This window comes from Ruegeria sp. A5, from assembly GCF_056543005.1.
Genome location: NZ_JBQGAV010000005.1, coordinates 116,961 through 136,789 on the forward strand (window position 1 = coordinate 116,961; position 19,829 = coordinate 136,789).

Annotated in this window: 20 protein-coding genes; 14 read left to right on the top strand and 6 right to left on the bottom strand. The window is 59.5% G+C overall.

Annotated elements, in window-relative coordinates; genetic code table 11:
* Positions 1 to 86 precede the first annotated feature (86 nt).
* Positions 87 to 1,544: an RND family efflux transporter gene (locus tag ACR0AY_RS13015; RefSeq protein WP_170513816.1), complete on the top strand. Its 1,458-nt coding sequence runs from the start codon at positions 87 to 89 to the stop codon at positions 1,542 to 1,544.
* Between the two features lie 5 nt (positions 1,545 to 1,549).
* On the top strand, positions 1,550 to 4,951 hold the full coding sequence (locus ACR0AY_RS13020; RefSeq protein WP_170513819.1) for an efflux RND transporter permease subunit: 3,402 nt from the start codon (positions 1,550 to 1,552) through the stop codon (positions 4,949 to 4,951).
* On the opposite strand, the gene ACR0AY_RS13025 is transcribed toward ACR0AY_RS13020, so the two are convergent.
* The gene (locus ACR0AY_RS13025) at positions 4,918 to 5,367 is read right to left on the bottom strand and encodes an NUDIX hydrolase (protein WP_170513822.1); all 450 of its coding nucleotides are present in this window, start codon (positions 5,365 to 5,367) and stop codon (positions 4,918 to 4,920) included. The two genes, ACR0AY_RS13020 and ACR0AY_RS13025, sit on opposite strands and share 34 nt — an antisense overlap.
* Positions 5,368 to 5,371: 4 nt before the next feature.
* Positions 5,372 to 6,184, bottom strand: coding sequence for a protein-disulfide reductase DsbD domain-containing protein (locus ACR0AY_RS13030; protein ID WP_170513825.1), 813 nt, complete (start codon positions 6,182 to 6,184; stop codon positions 5,372 to 5,374).
* Positions 6,185 to 6,332: 148 nt separating this feature from the next.
* Here ACR0AY_RS13030 and ACR0AY_RS13035 point away from each other — a divergent pair, with 148 nt between their 5' ends.
* Positions 6,333 to 6,887, top strand: a complete 555-nt coding sequence (locus tag ACR0AY_RS13035) for a YqgE/AlgH family protein (protein ID WP_170395693.1) — start codon at positions 6,333 to 6,335, stop codon at positions 6,885 to 6,887.
* Here the strand turns inward: ACR0AY_RS13035 and ACR0AY_RS13040 are convergent.
* Positions 6,884 to 7,831, bottom strand: a complete 948-nt coding sequence (locus tag ACR0AY_RS13040; RefSeq protein ID WP_170513828.1) for an L-threonylcarbamoyladenylate synthase — start codon at positions 7,829 to 7,831, stop codon at positions 6,884 to 6,886. The genes ACR0AY_RS13035 and ACR0AY_RS13040 overlap by 4 nt on opposite strands.
* A 132-nt stretch (positions 7,832 to 7,963) precedes the next feature.
* Here ACR0AY_RS13040 and ACR0AY_RS13045 point away from each other — a divergent pair, with 132 nt between their 5' ends.
* From ACR0AY_RS13045 to ACR0AY_RS13075, 7 genes are all read left to right on the top strand, one after another.
* Entirely contained in the window at positions 7,964 to 9,667 is a 1,704-nt protein-coding gene (locus tag ACR0AY_RS13045; protein ID WP_170513834.1) for an acyl-CoA dehydrogenase family protein, read from the top strand.
* The gene (locus tag ACR0AY_RS13050; RefSeq protein WP_170513836.1) at positions 9,667 to 10,713 is read left to right on the top strand and encodes an MBL fold metallo-hydrolase; all 1,047 of its coding nucleotides are present in this window, start codon (positions 9,667 to 9,669) and stop codon (positions 10,711 to 10,713) included. Before ACR0AY_RS13045 ends, ACR0AY_RS13050 begins: the two co-directional genes overlap by 1 nt.
* Positions 10,714 to 10,717: 4 nt before the next feature.
* Positions 10,718 to 11,167 carry a DUF6173 family protein gene (locus ACR0AY_RS13055; RefSeq protein WP_170395701.1) on the top strand — a complete coding sequence of 150 codons (450 nt, stop codon included), beginning with the start codon at positions 10,718 to 10,720 and terminating at the stop codon, positions 11,165 to 11,167.
* A gap of 64 nt (positions 11,168 to 11,231) precedes the next feature.
* On the top strand, positions 11,232 to 13,070 hold the full coding sequence (locus ACR0AY_RS13060; RefSeq protein ID WP_170513839.1) for a glycerophosphodiester phosphodiesterase: 1,839 nt from the start codon (positions 11,232 to 11,234) through the stop codon (positions 13,068 to 13,070).
* The gene (locus ACR0AY_RS13065; protein WP_170513842.1) at positions 13,057 to 13,611 is read left to right on the top strand and encodes a hypothetical protein; all 555 of its coding nucleotides are present in this window, start codon (positions 13,057 to 13,059) and stop codon (positions 13,609 to 13,611) included. The genes ACR0AY_RS13060 and ACR0AY_RS13065 overlap by 14 nt, the downstream gene beginning before the upstream one ends.
* Before the next feature lie 68 nt (positions 13,612 to 13,679).
* Positions 13,680 to 13,814 (top strand): aa3-type cytochrome c oxidase subunit IV, encoded by a 135-nt coding sequence (locus tag ACR0AY_RS13070; RefSeq protein ID WP_170395707.1) that lies wholly within the window; start codon positions 13,680 to 13,682, stop codon positions 13,812 to 13,814.
* Between the two features lie 21 nt (positions 13,815 to 13,835).
* On the top strand, positions 13,836 to 14,468 hold the full coding sequence (locus tag ACR0AY_RS13075; protein ID WP_170513845.1) for a hypothetical protein: 633 nt from the start codon (positions 13,836 to 13,838) through the stop codon (positions 14,466 to 14,468).
* On the opposite strand, the gene ACR0AY_RS13080 is transcribed toward ACR0AY_RS13075, so the two are convergent.
* Together ACR0AY_RS13080 and ACR0AY_RS13085 are read right to left on the bottom strand one after the other, a co-directional pair.
* Entirely contained in the window at positions 14,457 to 14,789 is a 333-nt protein-coding gene (locus ACR0AY_RS13080; RefSeq protein ID WP_170395711.1) for an AzlD domain-containing protein, read from the bottom strand. The genes ACR0AY_RS13075 and ACR0AY_RS13080 overlap by 12 nt on opposite strands.
* Positions 14,786 to 15,496 carry an AzlC family ABC transporter permease gene (locus tag ACR0AY_RS13085; protein WP_170408370.1) on the bottom strand — a complete coding sequence of 237 codons (711 nt, stop codon included), beginning with the start codon at positions 15,494 to 15,496 and terminating at the stop codon, positions 14,786 to 14,788. Before ACR0AY_RS13085 ends, ACR0AY_RS13080 begins: the two co-directional genes overlap by 4 nt.
* Here ACR0AY_RS13085 and ACR0AY_RS13090 point away from each other — a divergent pair.
* From ACR0AY_RS13090 to ACR0AY_RS13105, 4 genes are read left to right on the top strand one after another with little or no spacing between them, the layout of a single operon-like run.
* Positions 15,495 to 16,436: a formate dehydrogenase accessory sulfurtransferase FdhD gene (locus ACR0AY_RS13090; protein ID WP_480454248.1), complete on the top strand. Its 942-nt coding sequence runs from the start codon at positions 15,495 to 15,497 to the stop codon at positions 16,434 to 16,436. The genes ACR0AY_RS13085 and ACR0AY_RS13090 overlap by 2 nt on opposite strands.
* Entirely contained in the window at positions 16,429 to 17,085 is a 657-nt protein-coding gene (gene mobA, locus ACR0AY_RS13095; RefSeq protein WP_170513848.1) for a molybdenum cofactor guanylyltransferase MobA, read from the top strand. Before ACR0AY_RS13090 ends, mobA begins: the two co-directional genes overlap by 8 nt.
* Positions 17,082 to 17,573 carry a molybdopterin-guanine dinucleotide biosynthesis protein B gene (gene mobB / locus ACR0AY_RS13100; protein ID WP_170513851.1) on the top strand — a complete coding sequence of 164 codons (492 nt, stop codon included), beginning with the start codon at positions 17,082 to 17,084 and terminating at the stop codon, positions 17,571 to 17,573. The genes mobA and mobB overlap by 4 nt, the downstream gene beginning before the upstream one ends.
* On the top strand, positions 17,570 to 18,835 hold the full coding sequence (locus tag ACR0AY_RS13105; RefSeq protein ID WP_170513854.1) for a molybdenum cofactor synthesis domain-containing protein: 1,266 nt from the start codon (positions 17,570 to 17,572) through the stop codon (positions 18,833 to 18,835). The genes mobB and ACR0AY_RS13105 overlap by 4 nt, the downstream gene beginning before the upstream one ends.
* Here ACR0AY_RS13105 and ACR0AY_RS13110 read toward each other — a convergent pair.
* Positions 18,832 to 19,824: a hypothetical protein gene (locus ACR0AY_RS13110; RefSeq protein WP_170513856.1), complete on the bottom strand. Its 993-nt coding sequence runs from the start codon at positions 19,822 to 19,824 to the stop codon at positions 18,832 to 18,834. The two genes, ACR0AY_RS13105 and ACR0AY_RS13110, sit on opposite strands and share 4 nt — an antisense overlap.
* Positions 19,825 to 19,829: the final 5 nt, after the last annotated feature.

Here is a 19,829-nt window from a genome sequence, read left to right on the forward strand (position 1 = left end):
GATCATAACCGCTTTGTGGCTTGGCATTTTTTGCGACCCGGCTACCTTTGCGGAAGGCAGCGTGTGCGACCAAAGGTGAGTGACCGATGCGATTTCTGCGGCAAAGCCTTGTTGGGGTCTTCCTGGCGTTTCTGACGCTGGGCCTGTTGATCGTTGCCGCACAGATGATCTCGGGCGCGGTTCAGGATGTGCTGACGCGGGACAATCAGGCACCTGAGGCGCGGGAACGCATATTCGCCGTTACCGTACGAACCGCCGAGCCGGAAACCGTCACTCCTTATCTGGAAGCGTTTGGCCAGATTCAAAGCCGCCGCCGGTTAGAGCTGCGCGCGGCCTTGGGTGGGCGCGTTGTATCACTGGCCGAAGATTTTGAAGATGGCGGTACTGTAACGGCGGGAGAATTGCTGGTCGAACTGGACCCAGCCGATATGCAATCTGCTCTGGACCGTGCCAAATCCGATCTTCTGGATGCCCAGTTTGAAGAGCGGGACGCCGAACGCTCGCTGCTGTTGGCGCAGGATGAGTTGAAATCAGCCGAGGCACAGGCCGAACTGCGTGACCGGGCGCTGCAGCGCCAGCAGGATCTGCAGACACGTGGTGTCGGGGCTGCTGCAAGCGTCGAAGAAGCGGAACTGGCCGCAACATCGGCTCATCAGGCAGTTCTCGCGCGCAGGATCGCTTTGGCGCAGGCCGAATCTCGTGTGGATCAGGCAGCAACCTTGTTTGCGCGGGCTCGTATCGCGTTGGAAGGGGCCGAGCGTGACCTGGAGGATATGACGATCCATGCCGGGTTTGATGGGACGCTGACCGAGGTCACTTTGGTTGAAGGCCGCTTGGTCGCGGCCAACGAAAAGCTGGCCGAACTCGTCGACCCCAATGCGCTTGAGGTCGCGTTTCGGGTTTCCACCGCGCAATTCGTGCGGTTGCTGGACGCGCAAGGTGATCTGATCTCAGCCCCGGTGACTGTATCGCTTGAGGTCACGGGGACCGATCTCACTGCCACCGGCCGGATCAGTCGCGATAGTGGCGCGGCGGGTGAAGGGCAAACCGGGCGTCTGATCTATGCGCGTCTCGACGACGCGCCGGGATTCAAGCCGGGGGATTTTGTCACCGTTTCGATTGAAGAACAGCCGCTCGATAATGTGGTCCGTCTGCCATCCTCGGTTCTGGACGCCACGGGCAATGTGCTTGTTCTCGGCCCCGATGACCGGCTGGAACCGTTGGCTGTGCAATTGATCCGTCGTCAGGGCGATGAGGTGCTTTTGCGTGGTGAAGGCCTGGAAGGCCGCGAGGTTGTGATTGGCCGGACGCCTCTGCTGGGTTCGGGTGTACGTGTGCGGCCCCTACGGATTGAGGCGAATGCCGAAGCTGATCCGGGCATGGTCGAGCTTTCGGACGAAAAGCGCGCTCAGCTTGTGGCTCAGGTCGAGGCCAGTGATGCCATGTCTCAGGAAGACAAAGCCCAAGTATTGGGCCAGTTGAGCGAGGCCAAAGTGCCCGCCACCCTAATACGCCGTCTTGATGACAATCGGGCCGGGGGCTAAGCGCGATGATCCGCGACATTCCCAACGCGGCGGGCGGTATCCTCAGCTATTTCACCCGGCACCGGACTGCGGCCAATCTGTTGCTGCTGATCATGCTGGTGCTGGGGGCCGCCGCGATCCCCAACATGCGGGCACAGTTCTTTCCTGATGTGATTCTCGAACGCGTCGATGTGAATGTCCAATGGGACGGCGCAGGCCCCGAGGATGTCGACAATGGCATCATCCAATTGCTGGAACCTGCGCTTTTGGCGGTTGAGGGCGTTGCCAGCACGGAATCGACCTCACGCGAGGGAACGGCGCAGGTCCGGCTGGAGTTTGAGCCGAACTGGGACATGTCTCGCGCGGTTGAGGAGGTCCGGACCGCCGTCGATAGCGTCACCAACCTGCCCGAAGAGGCCGAGGAACCAACCATCAGGCGCGGCGCTTGGCGGGATCGTGTCACGGATGTGGTCATCACGGGGCCCATCGAAGCTGAACAACTGGCCAAATTCACCGATGAATTGATAAGCCGCCTGTTTGCGGTTGGTGTCACGCGGACAACGATCCGGGGACTGGCCGCGCCGCGTGTGGTGGTCGAAGTCCCCACCGCACAGTTGATCGCCAATGATATCTCGCTTTCGGATATTGCCGAGGCCATTGCGGCAGAAGTCACCGCGAACCCCGCGGGCGATGTCACAGGTGCCAATGCGCGTATTCGGACAGGCGTTGAGAAACGCACCCCGGAAGAGATCGAAGGTATCGCCCTGCGCAACTTTGCCGATGGTTCAAAGCTGGTTGTGGGCGATGTGGCTGAAATTCGGGTCGAAGGGGTCACGCGCAACCGCAGCTATTTCGTTGGTGACAATCCGGCGATGTCGATCCGCGTCGACCGGTCCAATTTGGGCGATGCCATAGGTATCCAGCGCGATGTCGAGGATGTCGTGGCCGAGATGCAGGCCAGCCTGCCCGAAGGTATCACGATTGAGCTGATTCGCACCCGCGCACAAGCGATCACCGACCGACTAGATATTCTGGTCGACAATGGGCTGGTTGGGCTTGGGCTGGTGGTTTGTCTACTCTTCCTGTTTCTGAACGCCCGCATCGCTTTCTGGGTGGCTGCCGGTATTCCGGTGGCAATGTCTGCGGCGATTGCGCTGATGTATCTGGGCGGGTTGTCGCTGAACATGGTGTCTCTGTTCGGTCTGATTATTACCTTGGGCATCGTGGTTGATGACGCCATCGTCGTGGGAGAGCACGCTGATTTCCGTGCCCGCCGTTTGGGCGAAGCGCCAATCGTCGCCGCAGAACGCGCTGCCCGCCGAATGGCGATGCCGGTGTTTGCTGCAACAGTGACCACGGTCATCGCCTTCTTTGGCCTCACCGCAATCGGTGGCCGCTTCGGAGAGCTGATCCGAGACATCCCGTTCACCGTTATCGCTGTCTTGATTGCCTCGTTGATCGAATGCTTCCTGATCCTGCCGAACCATATGGCCCATGCCATCGCGCATTCGGCTAAGGAGCATTGGTATGACTGGCCTAACCGGGTTGTAAACAAGGGCTTCCGCTGGGTGCGCGACCACCTGTTCCGCTCGCTGGTCGCGTGGGTGGTCTGGGCACGCTATGTGGTTGTTGCACTGATGGTGGTGATCCTGGCCAGCCAGATTGCTCTGTTTATCCGGGGCGATGTGAATTGGCGGTTCTTCAACGCACCGGAACGCGGTTCGGTCACTGGCAATTTCATCATGGTCGAAGGGGCGACGCGCGCTGAGACGCTGGAAATGATGCGCATGGTCCAGAAAGCCACGGAAGAACTGGGTCAGGTTTACGAAGAACGCCATGGCCGCAACCCGATCGAATACGTTCTAGCCGAGGTTGGCGGTTCGGCCGGATGGGGGCTGCGCGCGGCGGACGGCAAGGATGACGATTTGCTGGGCGGCATCTCGATCGAGCTGATCGATGCCGACTTGCGCCCCTATTCCAGCTTTGAATTTGTGGGCGAGCTGCAGGATTTCGTGCCGCGCCACCCGAAGGTTGAGCTGCTTAGCTTCCGTGGTTGGCGTTCAGGGCCCGGTGGCGATGCGATTGACGTGCAGTTCTACGGTGCGGATGTGAACACGTTGAAATCTGCATCCGAGGACCTCCAGGCGGAACTCGCGAAATACCCTGAAGTTTCAGCGCTCGAGGATAACCTCGCCTATGACAAGGAAGAGTTCATTCTGGACCTCACCGCGCAGGGCCAGGCGCTGGGTTTCCGCATCGAAACACTGGGCCGCGTGTTGCGAAACCGGCTGAACGGGATTGAGGCCGCGACCTTCCCGGATGGTCCGCGTAGCACCGAGATTCGGATCGAACTGCCCGAGGGCGAACTGACTGCTGATTTTCTCGAACGCACATTGATGCGGACTCCGGATGGCGTTTATGTCCCGCTCGCCGATATCGTCTCGGTCGAGCGTAAATCGGGTTTCTCGACCGTCCGGCGCGAAAATGGTCTGCGGGTCATCTCGGTGAATGGTGATATTTCCGAGGACGACCCGGCGCAGGCTGCCGAAATCGCCCGCGTCATGCGCGAAGAGATATTGCCAAACATCGCCGCCGAACGGCAGGTCGAATGGCGCATGGCTGGCCTGAGTGAGCAGGAGGATGAATTCCTGTCCGAGGCCCGCACAGGCCTGATCCTGTGTCTGACCGGAATTTATCTGGTATTGGCTTGGGTCTTTGCCAGTTGGACAAGGCCCTTGGTGGTCATGGCGATCATTCCCTTTGGCCTCGTGGGCGCGATCTGGGGGCATTACCTGTGGGGCGTGCCGTTAAGCATGTTCACCGTCGTCGGCCTGTTGGGCATGACCGGGATCATCATCAACGACTCGATTGTTCTGGTGACCACAATCGACGGATACCGGAAAGAGCGCGGGTTGGTGCCGTCAATCGTAGAAGGTACGGCAGATCGTTTGCGGCCTGTGATGCTGACCACGCTGACCACGGTACTGGGGCTGACGCCCTTGATGTATGAAAGTTCGCAGCAGGCGCAGTTTTTGAAACCGACCGTGATCACACTGGTCTATGGGCTGGGCTTTGGCATGGCCCTGATCCTGCTGCTGGTGCCTGCGTTGCTGGCCATCCTGAACGATATCTCACGCCCGATGACATCGATGAGACGGGCCTTGCGAGCGCCGGACAGGGTGGTGCGCAATGCCGTGCGCGCAACGGGCGCAGCGTTGGCGATCTGGCTGGGGGCCTCGATGATCTGGCCCGTAGTGACAGGTGCGCCGTTGGCGCTGCTCTCGGGTCTCTACCCAGCCGCCGAAGGTCCAAGTGTGTTGCAAATGGGCTTTGGCGTTTTCGTAGCGGGTGCGACCGTGATCCTGCTGGTAGGTGTCGTGCTGTCCAGCGTGCTTTATGCACGCTTGTCGGATCGGGTCGAGGCTTGATCCATCTCTAAAGCACGCCGCAAAAGATCGGGAACGCGGTCGCTCATTGGCAGGTCGCCGCTGGTGATCTGGTCCACCGGAAACCACTGAGCGTCCTGCGCGTCGTCTGCAGCGACAGGCGTGCCGGTTACATAGCGACACGCAACTCCGACCAGCAGGTAGTGCGCCCGGGTCTGCCCGCTATCATCGCGCAGCAAAAGGTCGAGATTGTCGAGATAGACCAAAGGCTCAGCAATCACACCGGTCTCTTCCCGCAGCTCGCGGGTGGCGGCGTCCAGAACCGTTTCACCCCATTCCACATGGCCGCCTGGAAAGCCCCACAACCCCTGATCGGGTTGCTTGCTGCGTTGCACCATAAGTACCTGGCCATCGTGCAGCACGACAGCCAAGGCACCGATCTTTGGGGTCTGGCTCATCCGGTCAGCCTGCGCTGCATCCTTGGATATCGACAGCGTGGTTTGCCCCCAGAACCGTGATGCGCACTTCGGACCGATCCAGCGCAAATGGCCCGCCGGAGGCGCCGATAATCTCTGAGCTTGCGATCAGGGTGTTGCCCTGACGGCGTGTATCGGGCTGCGATGCCCAAAGTGCCGGGTTTCCTGGTTCAATGACGGCGAATTCGGACCCGCCCGCTGAAGGCATGGTGATACGCGCCTCGATCCGCATTCCGTCTGCAGTGGGAGTCAATTGGCACGTCGCATCCGCCACGCCAGCTTCGCGTTCGGAAAACGGGCGCTGGGCGAGGGCTGCGGCGATGGCCGGATTGCGTGCAGCGTCGGCATCCATTGTGTGATCGAATTCCAACCGACCCGGCACGCAGACATCCTTACACACGCCCAAGTCCATCTCGCCGCGCAAACGCACGGGTTTGGCAGGGTTCTTAGGCGTGATTTCGACGGGCAGTACAAGTTGATCCTCATACCCGACCGAGCGCAGCCCGTTCTGATCAAACACATGCGGCGCGGGCCATGTGAAGGCTATGTCTGCAATATTGCGAGAGCCTTTCCAATCAAACTGTGGCGGAATGCCCGCATCGCCGGGTGCGCGCCAATAGGTCTTCCACCCGTCCTTGAGCTTTAGGCGCAAGGCCCCCTGATAGGTACCTTCGGCGGTTTTGCCGCCGTCCAACACCTCAAGCTGAACCAGATTATCAACCCCCTGCGCAATGGCGGGGGCACCAAAACAAAGGCTAACGGCCAACACGGCTGCAGCAGATTTGCAAAGCGCTTTCATATGCAGAACATGCGCATTCCGGTCGGGATTGCCAAGTCACGTTCCGGTCACTTCTGTGAAATGCACGGAAATCCCGGCTGATCCCTTGCCATTCCCCGGTTCACAGGGTCATTCTAGGGATATCCTATGGCGCAAGAGATATCTGCTGATGGACCTTACGGGAAAACTGTTGATTGCGATGCCCGGAATGGGCGACCCGCGATTCGAGCATTCGGTCGTCTATATCTGCAGCCATGGTGATGACGGCGCGATGGGATTGATCGTGAATAAGCCTTCGGACTTGAGGATCAAGACCTTGCTGGAACAGCTCAACATACCGTGTCGGATACCTGTAATTGGCGAACGGCTGGTGCAGTTTGGCGGCCCGGTCGAGATGTCGCGTGGCTTTGTCCTGCATAGCGCAGATTATGAGGCGAATCTGCATTCTATGCAGATTTCCGAAGATTTCAGCATGACCGCAACGCTGGATGTGCTCGAGGATCTGGCCTCGGGCAAGGGCCCGCTGAATTCGATGCTGACTTTAGGTTATTCCGGCTGGGGGCCGGGTCAGTTGGAAGATGAGATCGCGATGAATGGTTGGTTAACGACTGATGCGTCGTCGAAACTGGTCTTTGATGTCCCTGATGACGAGAAATGGGAGGCGGCTTTGGCTACGCTTGGTGTTGATCCGCTGACCCTATCAGCCAGTGCAGGCCGCGCCTAATCGCGAGGGGCTGCTGCGCGGCGTAGACGGTCGTTGATGGCCGCACCTAATCCGTGATGGGGAATTGGTGATACGGCGATTGGCCGACCGGTATCGTTAAGTTTGTGAAGGGCGGCAAACAGGTTGGCAGCGGCCTCGGGCAAGTTGCTGGTGCTGGAGAGGTTCAGATCACAATCAACGGGGCCAAAACCCAGCAACACCTCGTCCCCCTGCCGTGACCGGGCGTTCAGCCGCACCGGCGCGTCCGGCGCGTAATGGGATTGCAACTGCCCCGGCGCAGTAAGCAGATCGCCGGGTTGGTGGTGATGCAGTTCTGCCTTTAGAACCTCTTCGATTTGTTCCAATGCGAGACCACCTGGACGCAACAAGGCAGGGGTGCCGGCCAGACCCACAATAGTGGACTCAAGCCCGACACCGCACGGCCCATCGTCCAGAACTGCGGCTATGCGTCCCTCCAGCCCCGCTCGGACATGGGCCGCCGTCGTTGGGCTGATCTGACCAGAGGGGTTGGCCGATGGGGCTGCCACAGGACCGTCAAAAGCGGCCAGTAAAGCCTGCGCTGTGGGATGCGCAGGCACACGAACGGCCAGAGTATCCAAGCCAGCTGTGACCAGCGACGAAATCCCGTGATCGAGGCGCAGAGGAAGGACCAGAGTTAACGGTCCGGGCCAGAAGGCATCAGCCAACAAATCAGCCTGATCGGTCCATTGGACAAACCGTTTGGCGGTCTCGGTTGAGGCGACATGGGCGATCAGTGGGTTAAAACTGGGTCGCTCCTTGGCTTCATAGATCGCGGCCACAGCCTCGCCGTTCCGTGCATCGCCACCCAGTCCATAGACGGTCTCGGTCGGGAAAGCGACCAGCAGCCCCTGTCGCAACAGGTCAGCGGCCTTGGCGAGCCCGTCGGCGTTTGCTGGTAAGTCTTGAGTACCGAGAAGGGTCATGGATCGTGACGCCGCGTTTTGGTTGCTTGCAGTTCAGGTAACGGTAGGTAATCGTGCCAGCCCAGATGAATACCGGCGTGGGGCCGGGATTCCAACCCCACGCTGACAACTTGCCAGAACCAGAGGGAAACCATGCCCTATCGCGCCCCGATCTCAGACTATGAATTCCTGTTCCGCAACGTGATCGGCTTTGACCAGATCGCCGCGACCGAAAAGTTCTCGGAAGCCAGCGAGGATGTGGTCAGCGCCATTCTGACCGAAGCCGGAAAGCTGTGCGAAGAGGTCATGGCCCCGCTGCAGCGCCCCGGCGATCTGGAACCGGCCCGATTGGAAAACGGCGTGCTGCGAACGTCTCCAGGCTATGCCGAAGGTTGGAAAGCAATTGCCGAAGGCGGCTGGATCGGGATGAGCGGCGATCCCGAATATGGCGGTATGGGTCTGCCCATGACCATGACCACTGCCGTGAATGAGATGATGAGCGCGGCCTGCCTGTCGCTGCAACTGGCCCCGCTGATGACCCAAGGCCAGATCGAGGCGCTGGAGCATCACGCAAGCGATGCGTTGAAGGCGCTCTATCTGCCCAAGATGATGGCGGGTGAATGGTCAGGCACCATGAACCTAACCGAACCGCAGGCCGGATCGGATGTGGGCGCGCTGACCTCGAAGGCCGAAGACAATGGCGACGGCACCTATTCGGTGACCGGGCAGAAGATCTATATCTCTTGGGGCGACAACGACTTTGCCGAGAATGTCTGCCATCTGGTACTGGCCCGTCTGCCCGACGGCGTGCCGGGGACCAAGGGGATTTCGCTGTTTCTGGTGCCGAAATACATCCCCGACGAGAACGGCAACCCCGGCGTGGCCAATGACCTCAAGGTGGTCTCGCTGGAACACAAGATGGGTCTGCACGGCTCGCCCACCTGCGTGATGCAGTATGACGGGGCCAAGGGTTGGCTGGTCGGCAAGGAACATGGCGGCATGGCCGCGATGTTCACCATGATGAACAACGCGCGTTTGGGCGTTGGTGGCGAAGGTGTGGGTGTCGCCGAAGGGGCCTACCAGCATGCGCTGGCCTATGCGTTGGAGCGTAAACAGGGCAAGACGCCCTCGGGCGCGATCATCGACCATGCGGATGTGCGGCGGATGCTGATGTCGATGCGCGCAGATGTGTTTGCGGCGCGGGCGATCATGCTGGCCAATGCAGCTGCAATCGACATGGCACAGGCCACGGGTGAGGCCGATTGGGCGGCACGTGCGGCGCTGCTGACGCCGATCTGCAAGGCTTTTGGCACCGAGACCGGCATGCGCGTTTCCGAGACCGGCGTTCAAGTGCATGGCGGCATGGGCTTCATCGAAGAAACTGGTGCTGCACAATACTATCGCGACGTCCGTGTGACCGCGATCTACGAGGGCACAAATGGTATTCAGGCCATGGACCTCGTAGCGCGCAAGATGATGGATGGGGGTGAGGCGGCCTCGAACCTTCTGGATGAGATCGAGGATCAAGCCGAGAAGGCGCGCGCCACGATGCCTGAACTTGCTGGTCCTGTTTGGGAAGCTTCCGAGTCGCTGCGGGAAGCGACGGAGTGGCTCGTTGCTCAATCGGATATGAACAACCGGTTTGCTGGCGCGGCTTCGTATCTAAAAGCGTTCGCGCGGGTTCTGGGCGGGCATTACCATTTGTCAGCGGCTCTGGCCGATCCCGATGGACCGCGCGCCAAGTTGGCACGCTATTATATCAATGTGCTGCTGCCTGAACATACAGGCTTGCTTGCGCAGGCGCAGAACGGGGCGGATGACCTCTATGCCCTCAGCCCAGAGGAACTGGCGGTTTGATGGATGGCGAGGCTCCGCAAGTGATGCGATATCCGTGGGAGGAACCACCCGCTCCTGGCGAATGGGTCGAAGTTGCAGAAGGAGTTCTGTGGATCAGGCTGCCTTTGCCGATGGCGCTGGATCATGTGAATGTCTATGCACTTGATGATGGCGACGGCTGGACCATCGTCGACACAGGGCTTTCTTCAAAGAAAACACGGGGAATCTGGCAGGCCCTGATGGAAGGGCCATTGGCTGGCAACCCCGTCCGTCGCGTTGTTGTGAGTCATCACCATCCTGACCATGTCGGCAATGCGGGCTGGTTCCAGTCCGAGCATGGTGCAGAACTGGTCACCAGTCGTACCGCATGGTTGTTCGCGCGTATGCTGACGCTGGATGTGCAAGAGAATTGGCCGAAGGAAACGCTGGATTACTACCGCAGCGCGGGGATGGATCCGGACGTGCTGGCCGGTCGGATGGCCGAGCGTCCGTTCAACTTTGCCGACGCCGTGTACCCTATGCCGCTGGGATTTACCCGTGTCAAACAGGGCGACGTGATCCGCATGGGTGGCCGCGACTGGGATGTTCACATGGGCAACGGCCATGCGCCCGAGCATTGCACCTTCTGGAGCCGCGAGGACAATCTGGTGCTGACCGGCGATCAGATCCTCAGTTCGATCAGTTCCAACTTGGGCGTCTATGCCACCGAGCCGATGGCCGATCCGGTGGCCGACTGGTTGGAGGCGTGCGAACGCCTGCAACCGCTGGCCCGGCCCGATCATTTGGTTTTGGGCGGGCACAAACTGCCGTTCACCGGGTTGCCGATCCGCATGCGGCAGTTGATCGATAACCACCACGGCGCGCTGGAGCGTCTGCTGAACGATCTCGATCAACCCAAAACCGCCGCCGAGTGCTTTGCCCCGCTGTTCAAGCGCCAGATCAGGGGCGGGGAATACGGCCTCGCGCTGGTCGAGGCGGTTGCACATATGAACCATCTCTACCACATTGGAGCTGTCGCCCGGACGCGGCGCGCGGACGGAGCTTGGGAATATCAGCGCAAAGGGTAGAGCAATGGACAAGATCGAAACCTCAGCCGAGGCAGCGGAATCTGCGGCGTTGCCGCGGTGCTATGAGGTGCACGCCAACCCTGAAGCGGCATCGGGGAACAAGGATTTGCCCAAGCCATTGCAAAAGCCGGTCGAAAGCAAAAGCCCTGCTCAATGGGCCTATGAGCGGCTGATCATGTATATTCAGAATTTCGAGAAGACTCTGGATGGCGATCACGAGGTTGCCATGGGATTTACCGGTGGTGATGCCGGTGTAATGCGGATCGAGGGCATGGGCTATTTCGATCCGGATGTGATTACCTTCTATGGCTCGGACGGAGGCGGCGCCAAAACGCAGCTCGTCCAGCATGTCAGCCAGTTGAATGTGATGCTGCGTGCCTTGCCGAAATCGATCGAGGATAAACCAGCCAACCGCATTGGTTTCCGGCTGGCGGCTGATCTGGAAGAAAGCTGACGCCCACTCTTGCAATTCACACTTACGCAGCCTTGAATGGATAGACCATTCAGGAGGCAACCGCGTGACCAATTTCTCAGCCGTTACAACTGCCTACCGGGGCGCATGGGCGCGGCGGCGCGTGTTTGTGCCTGTTTATGTCGCCGTCCGGTTGCTGCTGGTTGCACTGATCGCTCCGGGCGTTGCCATCGCCGTCAATCTTGCTGTCTCATTGTCTGATCAATCGGCGCTGACGGATCAGGACATTGCGATGTTCCTGCTGTCACCAGCGGGCTTCATCGCGGCGGTTGTAGTTCTCAGCCTGTTCTTACTGGCCGAGGTCTTTGTCTTCTCGGTCATGGCCGGATCATTGCGGATGGGTGAGCGTGACCCTTGGCGCGCGGGCAGTGCTTCCATCCGGTTGATCCTGACGCGTTTACCTGCGCTTTTCGGCTTTGCCGCACGGTTCATTTTGCGTGTGCTGGTACTTGCGCTGCCTTTTGTCGCCGTGGCTGGCCTGATCGCCTGGTGGATGCTGACTGAATACGACATCAACTATTACCTCACCTTCCACCCGCCTTCATTCTGGGTGGCGGTAGTGCTGATCGGATTTGTGGTGCTGTGTCTGGCTTGGGTTCTGATCCGCAGGCTCTCGGCCTGGGCGCTGTCGCTGCATCTTGTATTATTTGAGGGCTGCAAACCCGCCGAGGCCTTCTCCGCCAGCACGGATCGAATGGAAGGCAAACGCGGTCGCCTCAAGATCGAGCTTGGCCTTTGGCTTGCGATGCGTCTCGTGATCGCCGCGCTGATTGCCTTTGTGGCCGGACTGTTGTTCGATCTGGTACCGTTGCAGGAAAGCACGAACCTGCGCTTTGCGCTGATCTTCAGTATGATCGTAGCGGGCCTCTGGTCGCTGGCTGGGCTTGTGCTTGCAGCCGTCGCTCTGGGAGCATTGGCGGTTCTGCTGGATGGGTTCTTCGACACACAAGGCCGAGAGGTCCCTCATCCCGAACCAGGCAACCTGCGCGCGCCGCTTTACGCTGTGGTCGGTGGCGCGGCAATCGCCCTGCTGATCGGGCTCTGGTCCGGGCAGGAGTTGCTGGTCCGCATTCAGGCCCCCGATCATGCGGATGTCATTGGTCATAGAGGTGCGGCGGCGATAAGGCCGGAAAATACCATGGCGGCAGTGTTGAAGGCTATCGAAGATGGCGCCGATTGGGTTGAGATCGACGTTCAGGAGACCGCGGATGGTGTGGTCATCATCGCGCATGACAGCGATTTCATGAAACTGGCTGGTGTGCCGCTCAAGGTCTGGGACGCGACCATGGAGGATGTGGCCGAGATCGATATCGGCAGTTGGTTCGGCCCCGAATATGCCTCGGAACGGACGCCCACGCTGCGCGATGTTCTGGAAGCTGCGAAGGGCAAATCCAAGGTCATCATCGAGCTGAAATACTATGGCCATGACGTCGACCTGGAAAACCGAGTCGCCACAATTGTCGAAGAGATGGGGATGCAGGACGACATCGCCACCATGTCGCTGAAATACCCGGCAGTACAGAAGATGAAAGCGCTGCGCCCCGATTGGCGGGCAGGCGTTCTGGCCGCGACCGCCATCGGCAATCTGTCGGGGCTTGAGGGCGATTTTGTGGCCGTAAATGCGGCGACGGTGTCTCCGGGTCTGATCCGCTCGGTCCATGAGGCGGGCAAGGACATCTATGTATGGACGGTGAATGACCCGCTACAGATGTCGGCCATGGCATCGATGGGGGTCGACGGGCTGATCACCGATCGTCCTGCCATGGCTCGCGAAGTACTGCGTGTTCGTGCCGAGATGGGACCGGGCGAGCGTCTGATGCTATGGTTGGCGACGACATTCGGGTTGTCCATTGATACTGCTGAGATGCGTGATGCGGAACCATAAACTGGTCGCCCTTCTGGCCTGTTGCGCGCTGCCTGCAGCCGCGCAGGACCTGATGCGTAGCGTGGAAATGCCCGCTCATCGGGCATTGGCCGACACGATGGAAGGTGCTGAACTGACCCCCTTTGAAACGGATGGCTGTTCGGGCGGGTTGTCGTCGAGCTGGCGCTTGGTGGCCGAGACCTTTCCAAAGTTCAGCCTGCTTTATGAAGAACACCCGCCATGGGAGTACTGCTGCGTTACTCACGATCGCGCCTATCACAACGCAGGTGGCGCGTCGCAGGCTGGGGCCAGTTATAACGCCCGCCTCGCTGCCGATGACACCTTGCGCGCCTGTGTCAAAACCCACGGCGAAAGCCATGCTGATGAATATGCCGAACGCTATGATATGACGCCGGATCAAATCCGCTCGGTCCATTCGATCACGTCTGAAGCGATGTACATGGCGGTACGTTTTGGGGGCGGTCCCTGTAGCGGGCTGCCGTGGCGCTGGGGGTTCGGTTATCCGGGCTGCACCATCTTTGGCCCAACTGCGCGCGAATGACGTCGTGACAGGCCCTGAATTTTGCATTATCCAACATTTCAAACACGCGAATTGGGATTCTAATAAACATGGCTGATCACAAGCACGGCGAGATGGACATCACCGTTCAAACAAAAACCTTTGACGGTTTCATCAAATTCACCACGTGGTGCGTGGTGGCAATTGTACTCCTTTGCCTGTTCCTGGCGGTCTTTGCGGCCTAAACGGTACACGAGGCGCATCTCTTGTTCAGGATTCTGATTGCCTGCCTGCTGGCAGTGACAGTTGCGGGTTGCGCGGGATCGCAGCGCCCGCAGGCTGATCCCTCGGAAATCGTGGCCCGGTCCTATCGTGATCCGGGGCCATCGACACTGACGCTCTATACGATGATCAGCACGCGCACCGGATCGGGGGCACACACGTCGCTGATGATCAGCGGCAGCGAGCGGGTCATATTTGATCCTGCCGGATCGTTCCGGGCGGATGTGGTGCCGATCAAGAATGATGTCCTTTATGGCATCACGCCAAATGTCGAACGCGCCTATCGTAGCAGTCATGCGCGCGAGACGCATTATGCCCGTATTCAGACGATCGAAGTGACGCCACAGCAGGCCGAGATCGCGCTGCAACTGGCCAAGCAGATGGGCCCGGTTTCGCAGGCTTTTTGTGCAAATTCGACCTCGCAATTGCTGCAACAGGTCCCGGGGTTCGAGCAATTCAAAACAACATTCTACCCGGTGAAGCTATCCGATCAGTTTGGTCAGATTCCAGGCGTTGTCACCACGGACTATCGTGAGAATGACTCGGCTGATCTTCAGCAGGGGCTGGCGGAAAACAATGCGCGCCTCAATCAGCTTGAAGCGATCTCAACCAACTAGGTACAGCAGACCGTAAAGCGTGGCGGCCCCTGAAAAGATGGCCGCTATGACGTTCTTCGTTACAATTCCCACCGTCAACGCAACTGCCGCAGCCGCCATGCGCGGCATATCCGGTTGTCCTTCGGTGGCCGTGGGCCAGACTACCAAAGGTGCGATCAGGGCAGGCAGAATCGCCACTGCTGTGTACCTCAGGTGCCGCAGAAGCCAGGGCGGCATCGGGCGGTCGCCAACCAGCCCGATAAAGGTAAAGCGCAGAAGGTAGCTGCCTATCGCCAGACCTACGATGATGATCCACATGGTTGTCGGGTCGATCTGCGTCATGACTTTTTCCGCTCTAACATCAATTCAGCCCGTGCACCTGCCATCATCCCGGCTATCCCTGCGATCAACAGTCCAAGATTGAACGGCACTGCCACGCACAGCAGGGCGACAACAATCGCCACCAGCGCGGCTACAACATGCGCCATGGTGCGCATCATCGGTCCGATCATGGACAAGAACGTGATCGGCAGCGCAAAATCCAGAGCCCAGCTTTCCGGAATCTGCGCCCCCAGAACAGCACCCAGATAAGTGGCGAGTATCCAAAGCGGCGTGATCGGCGTGACCGAGCCGACAAAGTACGCCATGCGCTGAGGCACGGACATATCCGGTTCTTTCTCGAACCGGACAATCGAGCAGGCGTAAGACTGATCAACAATAAGATAGGCTCCAAGGGCCCGTTGCCACAGCGGAGCCGCCCCCAGATAAGGGGTCAGTGAAGCCGAATACATGGCCACCCGCAGGTTCACAGCTAGGGCCGAGATCAGAACGATAACCGTTGGTGTATTGTCCTGGAGCAATTGCAATGCGGTGAACTGAGCGGCGCCGGCAAACACCGTGGCGGAAAAGGCCATCGTCTGGATGATATCCAGCCCTGCTTCTGTGGCAAAAACACCAAACAGAAGGCCAAAGGGCATGGCGACGAAGATAAACGGCGTCCCGTCGCGAAAACCTTTCCAGAAGTATGACTTGGATGTGGCAGAGGCCATGGCTAAATCCTATGGTGACGCGAGCAGCAGTAGCCGTCTTGGGAAGGGGTTGCAATTGGCCACGGAGATCGACCTGTCAGACTACCTCATTGCGCCCGATCCGGGGGCTGCCCGCCTGACGCGCGGTGTCGAGGGTGTGGACCAGTATGGTGAGATCAGTCAGATCTCGGTGGTCGAGGAACGCCCGCTGACCATTTTCCTCAACTCGCAGGAAATCGTGACGGCAATGACCATCGGCGACTATCCCGAATACCTTGCGCTCGGGTTTCTGCGTAATCAGGGGATGCTGCTTGCAGATGATGAAATTACTCGGGTCGACTATGACGACGATCTGGAAACCGTGGTCGTGCGTACCGCGCGTGAGACCTCATACGAGGACAAGCTAAAGAAGAAGACTCGCACCAGCGGTTGCGCAGTAGGCACTGTGTTCGGAGACATGATGGAGGGGCTAGAGGACGTGCGCCTGCCACAGGTCTCGGTGCGCACCTCGTGGCTGTATGAGTTGGCGTCGAAGATCAACCGCACCCCGTCTCTGTACCTTGAGGCGGGTGCCATCCATGGCACGGTGCTTTGTCATGAAAGCCACCCGTTGGTTTATATGGAAGACGTGGGCCGCCATAACGCGGTCGACAAGATCGCAGGCTGGATGCTCTCCGAGGGTGCGACTGCGTCTGACAAGATCCTCTATACGACCGGTCGTTTGACTTCGGAAATGGTGATCAAAACGGCAATGATGGGCATCCCTGTTCTCGCTTCGCGATCGGGATTCACCGCCTGGGGTGTCGAGATCGCGCGCGAGGTCGGTTTGACTCTGATCGGCCGGATGCGCGGGCAGCGGTTCGTGTGTTTGTCGGGCGAAGACCGATTGGTGCGCGATGTTGATCCGTCGAGCGTGGCGATTGAGGACAAAAAACATCGCAGGAAAAGTGCCGATGGCTGAACAGTCGCAAAAACCGCTGGGGGTTATTCTGGCAGGCGGCCTCGCTACGCGGATGGGAGGCGGTGATAAAGGGCTGTTGCAGATCGGCGGGCAGAGCCTGCTGGATCGGGTGATAGACAGGCTGCGCCCTCAGGTCGGCGGGCTGGCTTTGAACGCCAACGGCGATGCCGAACGGTTTGCCCGCTTGAACTTGCCGGTTGTTTCGGACTCGATCGAGGGCTTTGCAGGACCGCTGGCCGGTGTTTTGGCCGGGCTTGATTGGGCCGCTGAACAGGGCGCTCAATCTATCGTGTCGGTTGCGGCGGATACTCCGTTCTTTCCGCATGATCTTGTGGCGCAACTGGTGCACGCATCCGAAGGTCAGAAATACCCCCTTGTTCTGGCAACCACCCCGCGCACGGGTGACGAGGCTTTGAAATCCGGCGGCGGCAAGCGGGTCAATCGGCACCCGACCTTTGGGCTCTGGCCGGTGGCATTGCGCGATGATCTGAGGGAGGCGTTGAACGCTGGATTGCGCAAGGTTGTCCTGTGGACTGACCAGCATGATGGGCGAGAGGCGCTGTTTTCGGCCCTGCCGTTTGATCCGTTCTTCAACGTCAACACTCCCGATGATCTGGCCCGCGCTGAAACCTTGTTGGAGCAGGTATGAGGGTCTACGGCGTCACCGGTTGGAAAAACGCGGGCAAAACCGGCCTAGTGGAACGGCTGGTGGCTGAAATCACCGGACGTGGGTATACCGTTTCCACCGTTAAACATGCGCATCATTCCGTCGACGTCGACCAGCCGGGTACCGACAGCCAGCGGCATCGCGCGGCGGGTGCGTCCGAAGTGCTGTTGGCATCCGGCCAGCGGATCGCACTGATGCAGGAGTTGCGCGGTGCGCCCGAGCCGAAGCTGGACACCTTGCTATCGCGTTTGTCTTCGGTCGATCTGGTGTTGATCGAAGGCTTCAAACGCGAGCGTCACCCCAAGATCGAAGCGTTTCGCGCTGAACCCGAAAATCCGCTGATCGCCACGGATGATGACACGGTTCGCGCGGTTGCAAGTGATACGCCTTTGGAATTGGATTGCCCGGTGTTTGATCTGGATGATACGGCGGCCATTGCAGATTTTATCCTGGAAGAGGTCGGATTATGAGCACGCCGGATATCTCACCTCCGCCCTTGCGCAATGATTGTTTCGCCTTGCCTGCAGGGGTGAACTGGACACCCGTTGATGAGGCTCTGGCGCTTTTGCGAGACAGATTGTCGGTGGTAGCTGGGGTTGAAAACGTGCCCGTGATGCGGGCGGCGGGCCGAGTTCTGGCGGTGGACGTGTCGGCCAAACGATCAAACCCGCCTCAGCCCAACACCGCTGTCGATGGGTACGGATTTGCCGGTCCGGTGCCGGACGGACCCTGTGTCATGCCTTTGGTAGAGGGCCGGGCGGCTGCGGGTGTACCCTTTGACGGTGAGGTCCCAGAGGGCCATGCGATACGCATTCTTACCGGAGCTGCACTGCCAAAGGGTGTTAATACGGTCATATTGGAAGAGGATGTGACCTTTGATCAGGGGCACATTGCATTCCGAGGTCCGTTAAAACAGGGCGCGAACACGCGAAAGGCAGGCGAAGACGTGGTTGAAGGCGCGCTGACCTTGCCAGTTGGGCGGCGTTTAACACCAACGGATCTGGCGCTTTTGTCGGCGGTTGGACTGGCTGAGGTTTCCGTCCGCAAGGTTTTGCGGGTCGGAGTGCTATCGACCGGGGATGAGCTGGTCGAGCCGGGTGACAGCGCCGGACTGGGGCAGATTTATGATGCCAATCGTCCGATGCTGCTGTCACTGGCCGAGCGGATTGGATTCAAATCGGTTGATCTTGGGCGCGCCGAGGATGATCGCGCAGCGCTGAAACAGCATTTGGATCGCGCAGCTCAGCAAGTGGATGTAATCCTTACCAGTGGCGGCGCCTCCGCCGGCGATGAAGATCACGTCTCGGCATTGTTGCGAGAGGCCGGGGCGATGCAGGAATGGCGCATCGCACTAAAACCCGGGCGGCCTTTGGCGCTGGGCATGTGGGATCAGACGCCGGTGTTTGGCTTGCCGGGCAATCCGGTGGCAGCACTGGTTTGCACGTTGATCTTTGCCTGCCCAGCACTGAACCTGCTGGCCGGTGCAGGCTGGCAAGAGCCGCAAGGCTTCGACGTGCCCGCCACGTTCGAAAAGCGCAAGAAACCAGGGCGTCGCGAATATCTGCGGGCGCGCATCCGTGAAGGACAGGCCGAGGTATTCCATTCGGAAGGATCTGGCCGGATCAGCGGGCTGAGCTGGGCCGAAGGCTTGGTCGAAATCGAGGACGGTGCCCGCGATATCAAGCCCGGCGATCTGGTGAGGTTCATACCCTACGGGAGTTTTGGGCTTTAATCGAACGTCCCTGCGACACGTCCCACCAGCATGAAGGCACGCGCTGTGCGGGTTTCGCCCAGGGCTGTAAGCTCGGCATCGCTGGCATTAGGTTCGAACTCGACGATCATATGGTCAAAGCGGCGCAGGAAATGGTGTGCGGCATCGCGAAAGATCGGATCCTGTTTCATCCGCGCCGCAGTCAGCGCCAGTGACGAACGGTCCCGAATGCCACCCAAGGCAGCCACCGACCGCCCGCGCGCGCCTTGGGCAAATTGCCGCCAGACTTCGGGTCGGGCCATATCGGGGCGCAGGTCATCCATATAGATGCCTTCCTGGCTGAGAAGGGTCAGAACATCTTGTGAGGCCTGCACAAGTTTCGAGGTCTTGCGATCTTTCAATGCAAGCCGCAGCGCGTTAAATCCCTCGGCATCGCTTTGCGTCTCGGGGAAGTTCAGGGCGCGGATAAAGATGTCGGTGGGCAACGGGGGCGCAATTTCTTCCGCTGAGGTGCCAAGTTCCAACGAAGTCTGATTGGCCATGTCCGGCGCGGGCCTTTGGGTGCGCCCGGGTTCACCGCGATTGGTCGAGAATGTCGCCAGCGCGCTCTCGGTCTTTTTTGCGCTTTCGGCGATTTCATCCAGTTTCTTGCCGACCGTCGGCTCATACGTGCTGGCCGCGCGTTGTTGCTGAACGACATAGCTGTTGCGGATCGCATCGATGGCTGTCTGCAGGCGGGCGCTTTCTTCGCGCATCACTCGGCTGGCGCGCATCGCAAGGGCTGCGACCCAGATCATTGCGACCGGCATGAACACCGCCAGGAAGGTGACGATGAACCCTCCTTGTTGCCCGCCGGGCAGTACCAGAAACACGACCGACACCACCAGCCAGATCAGGCTGAGAACAACTGCTGCAATCTCGATCTCGGTGACCGAACGGTGCGCCGGACGGTCGTAGATACCCAGCGAGGTGGGTTTCTCGGGTTCTTGCTCAGGTTCAGACCCTGACATGACAA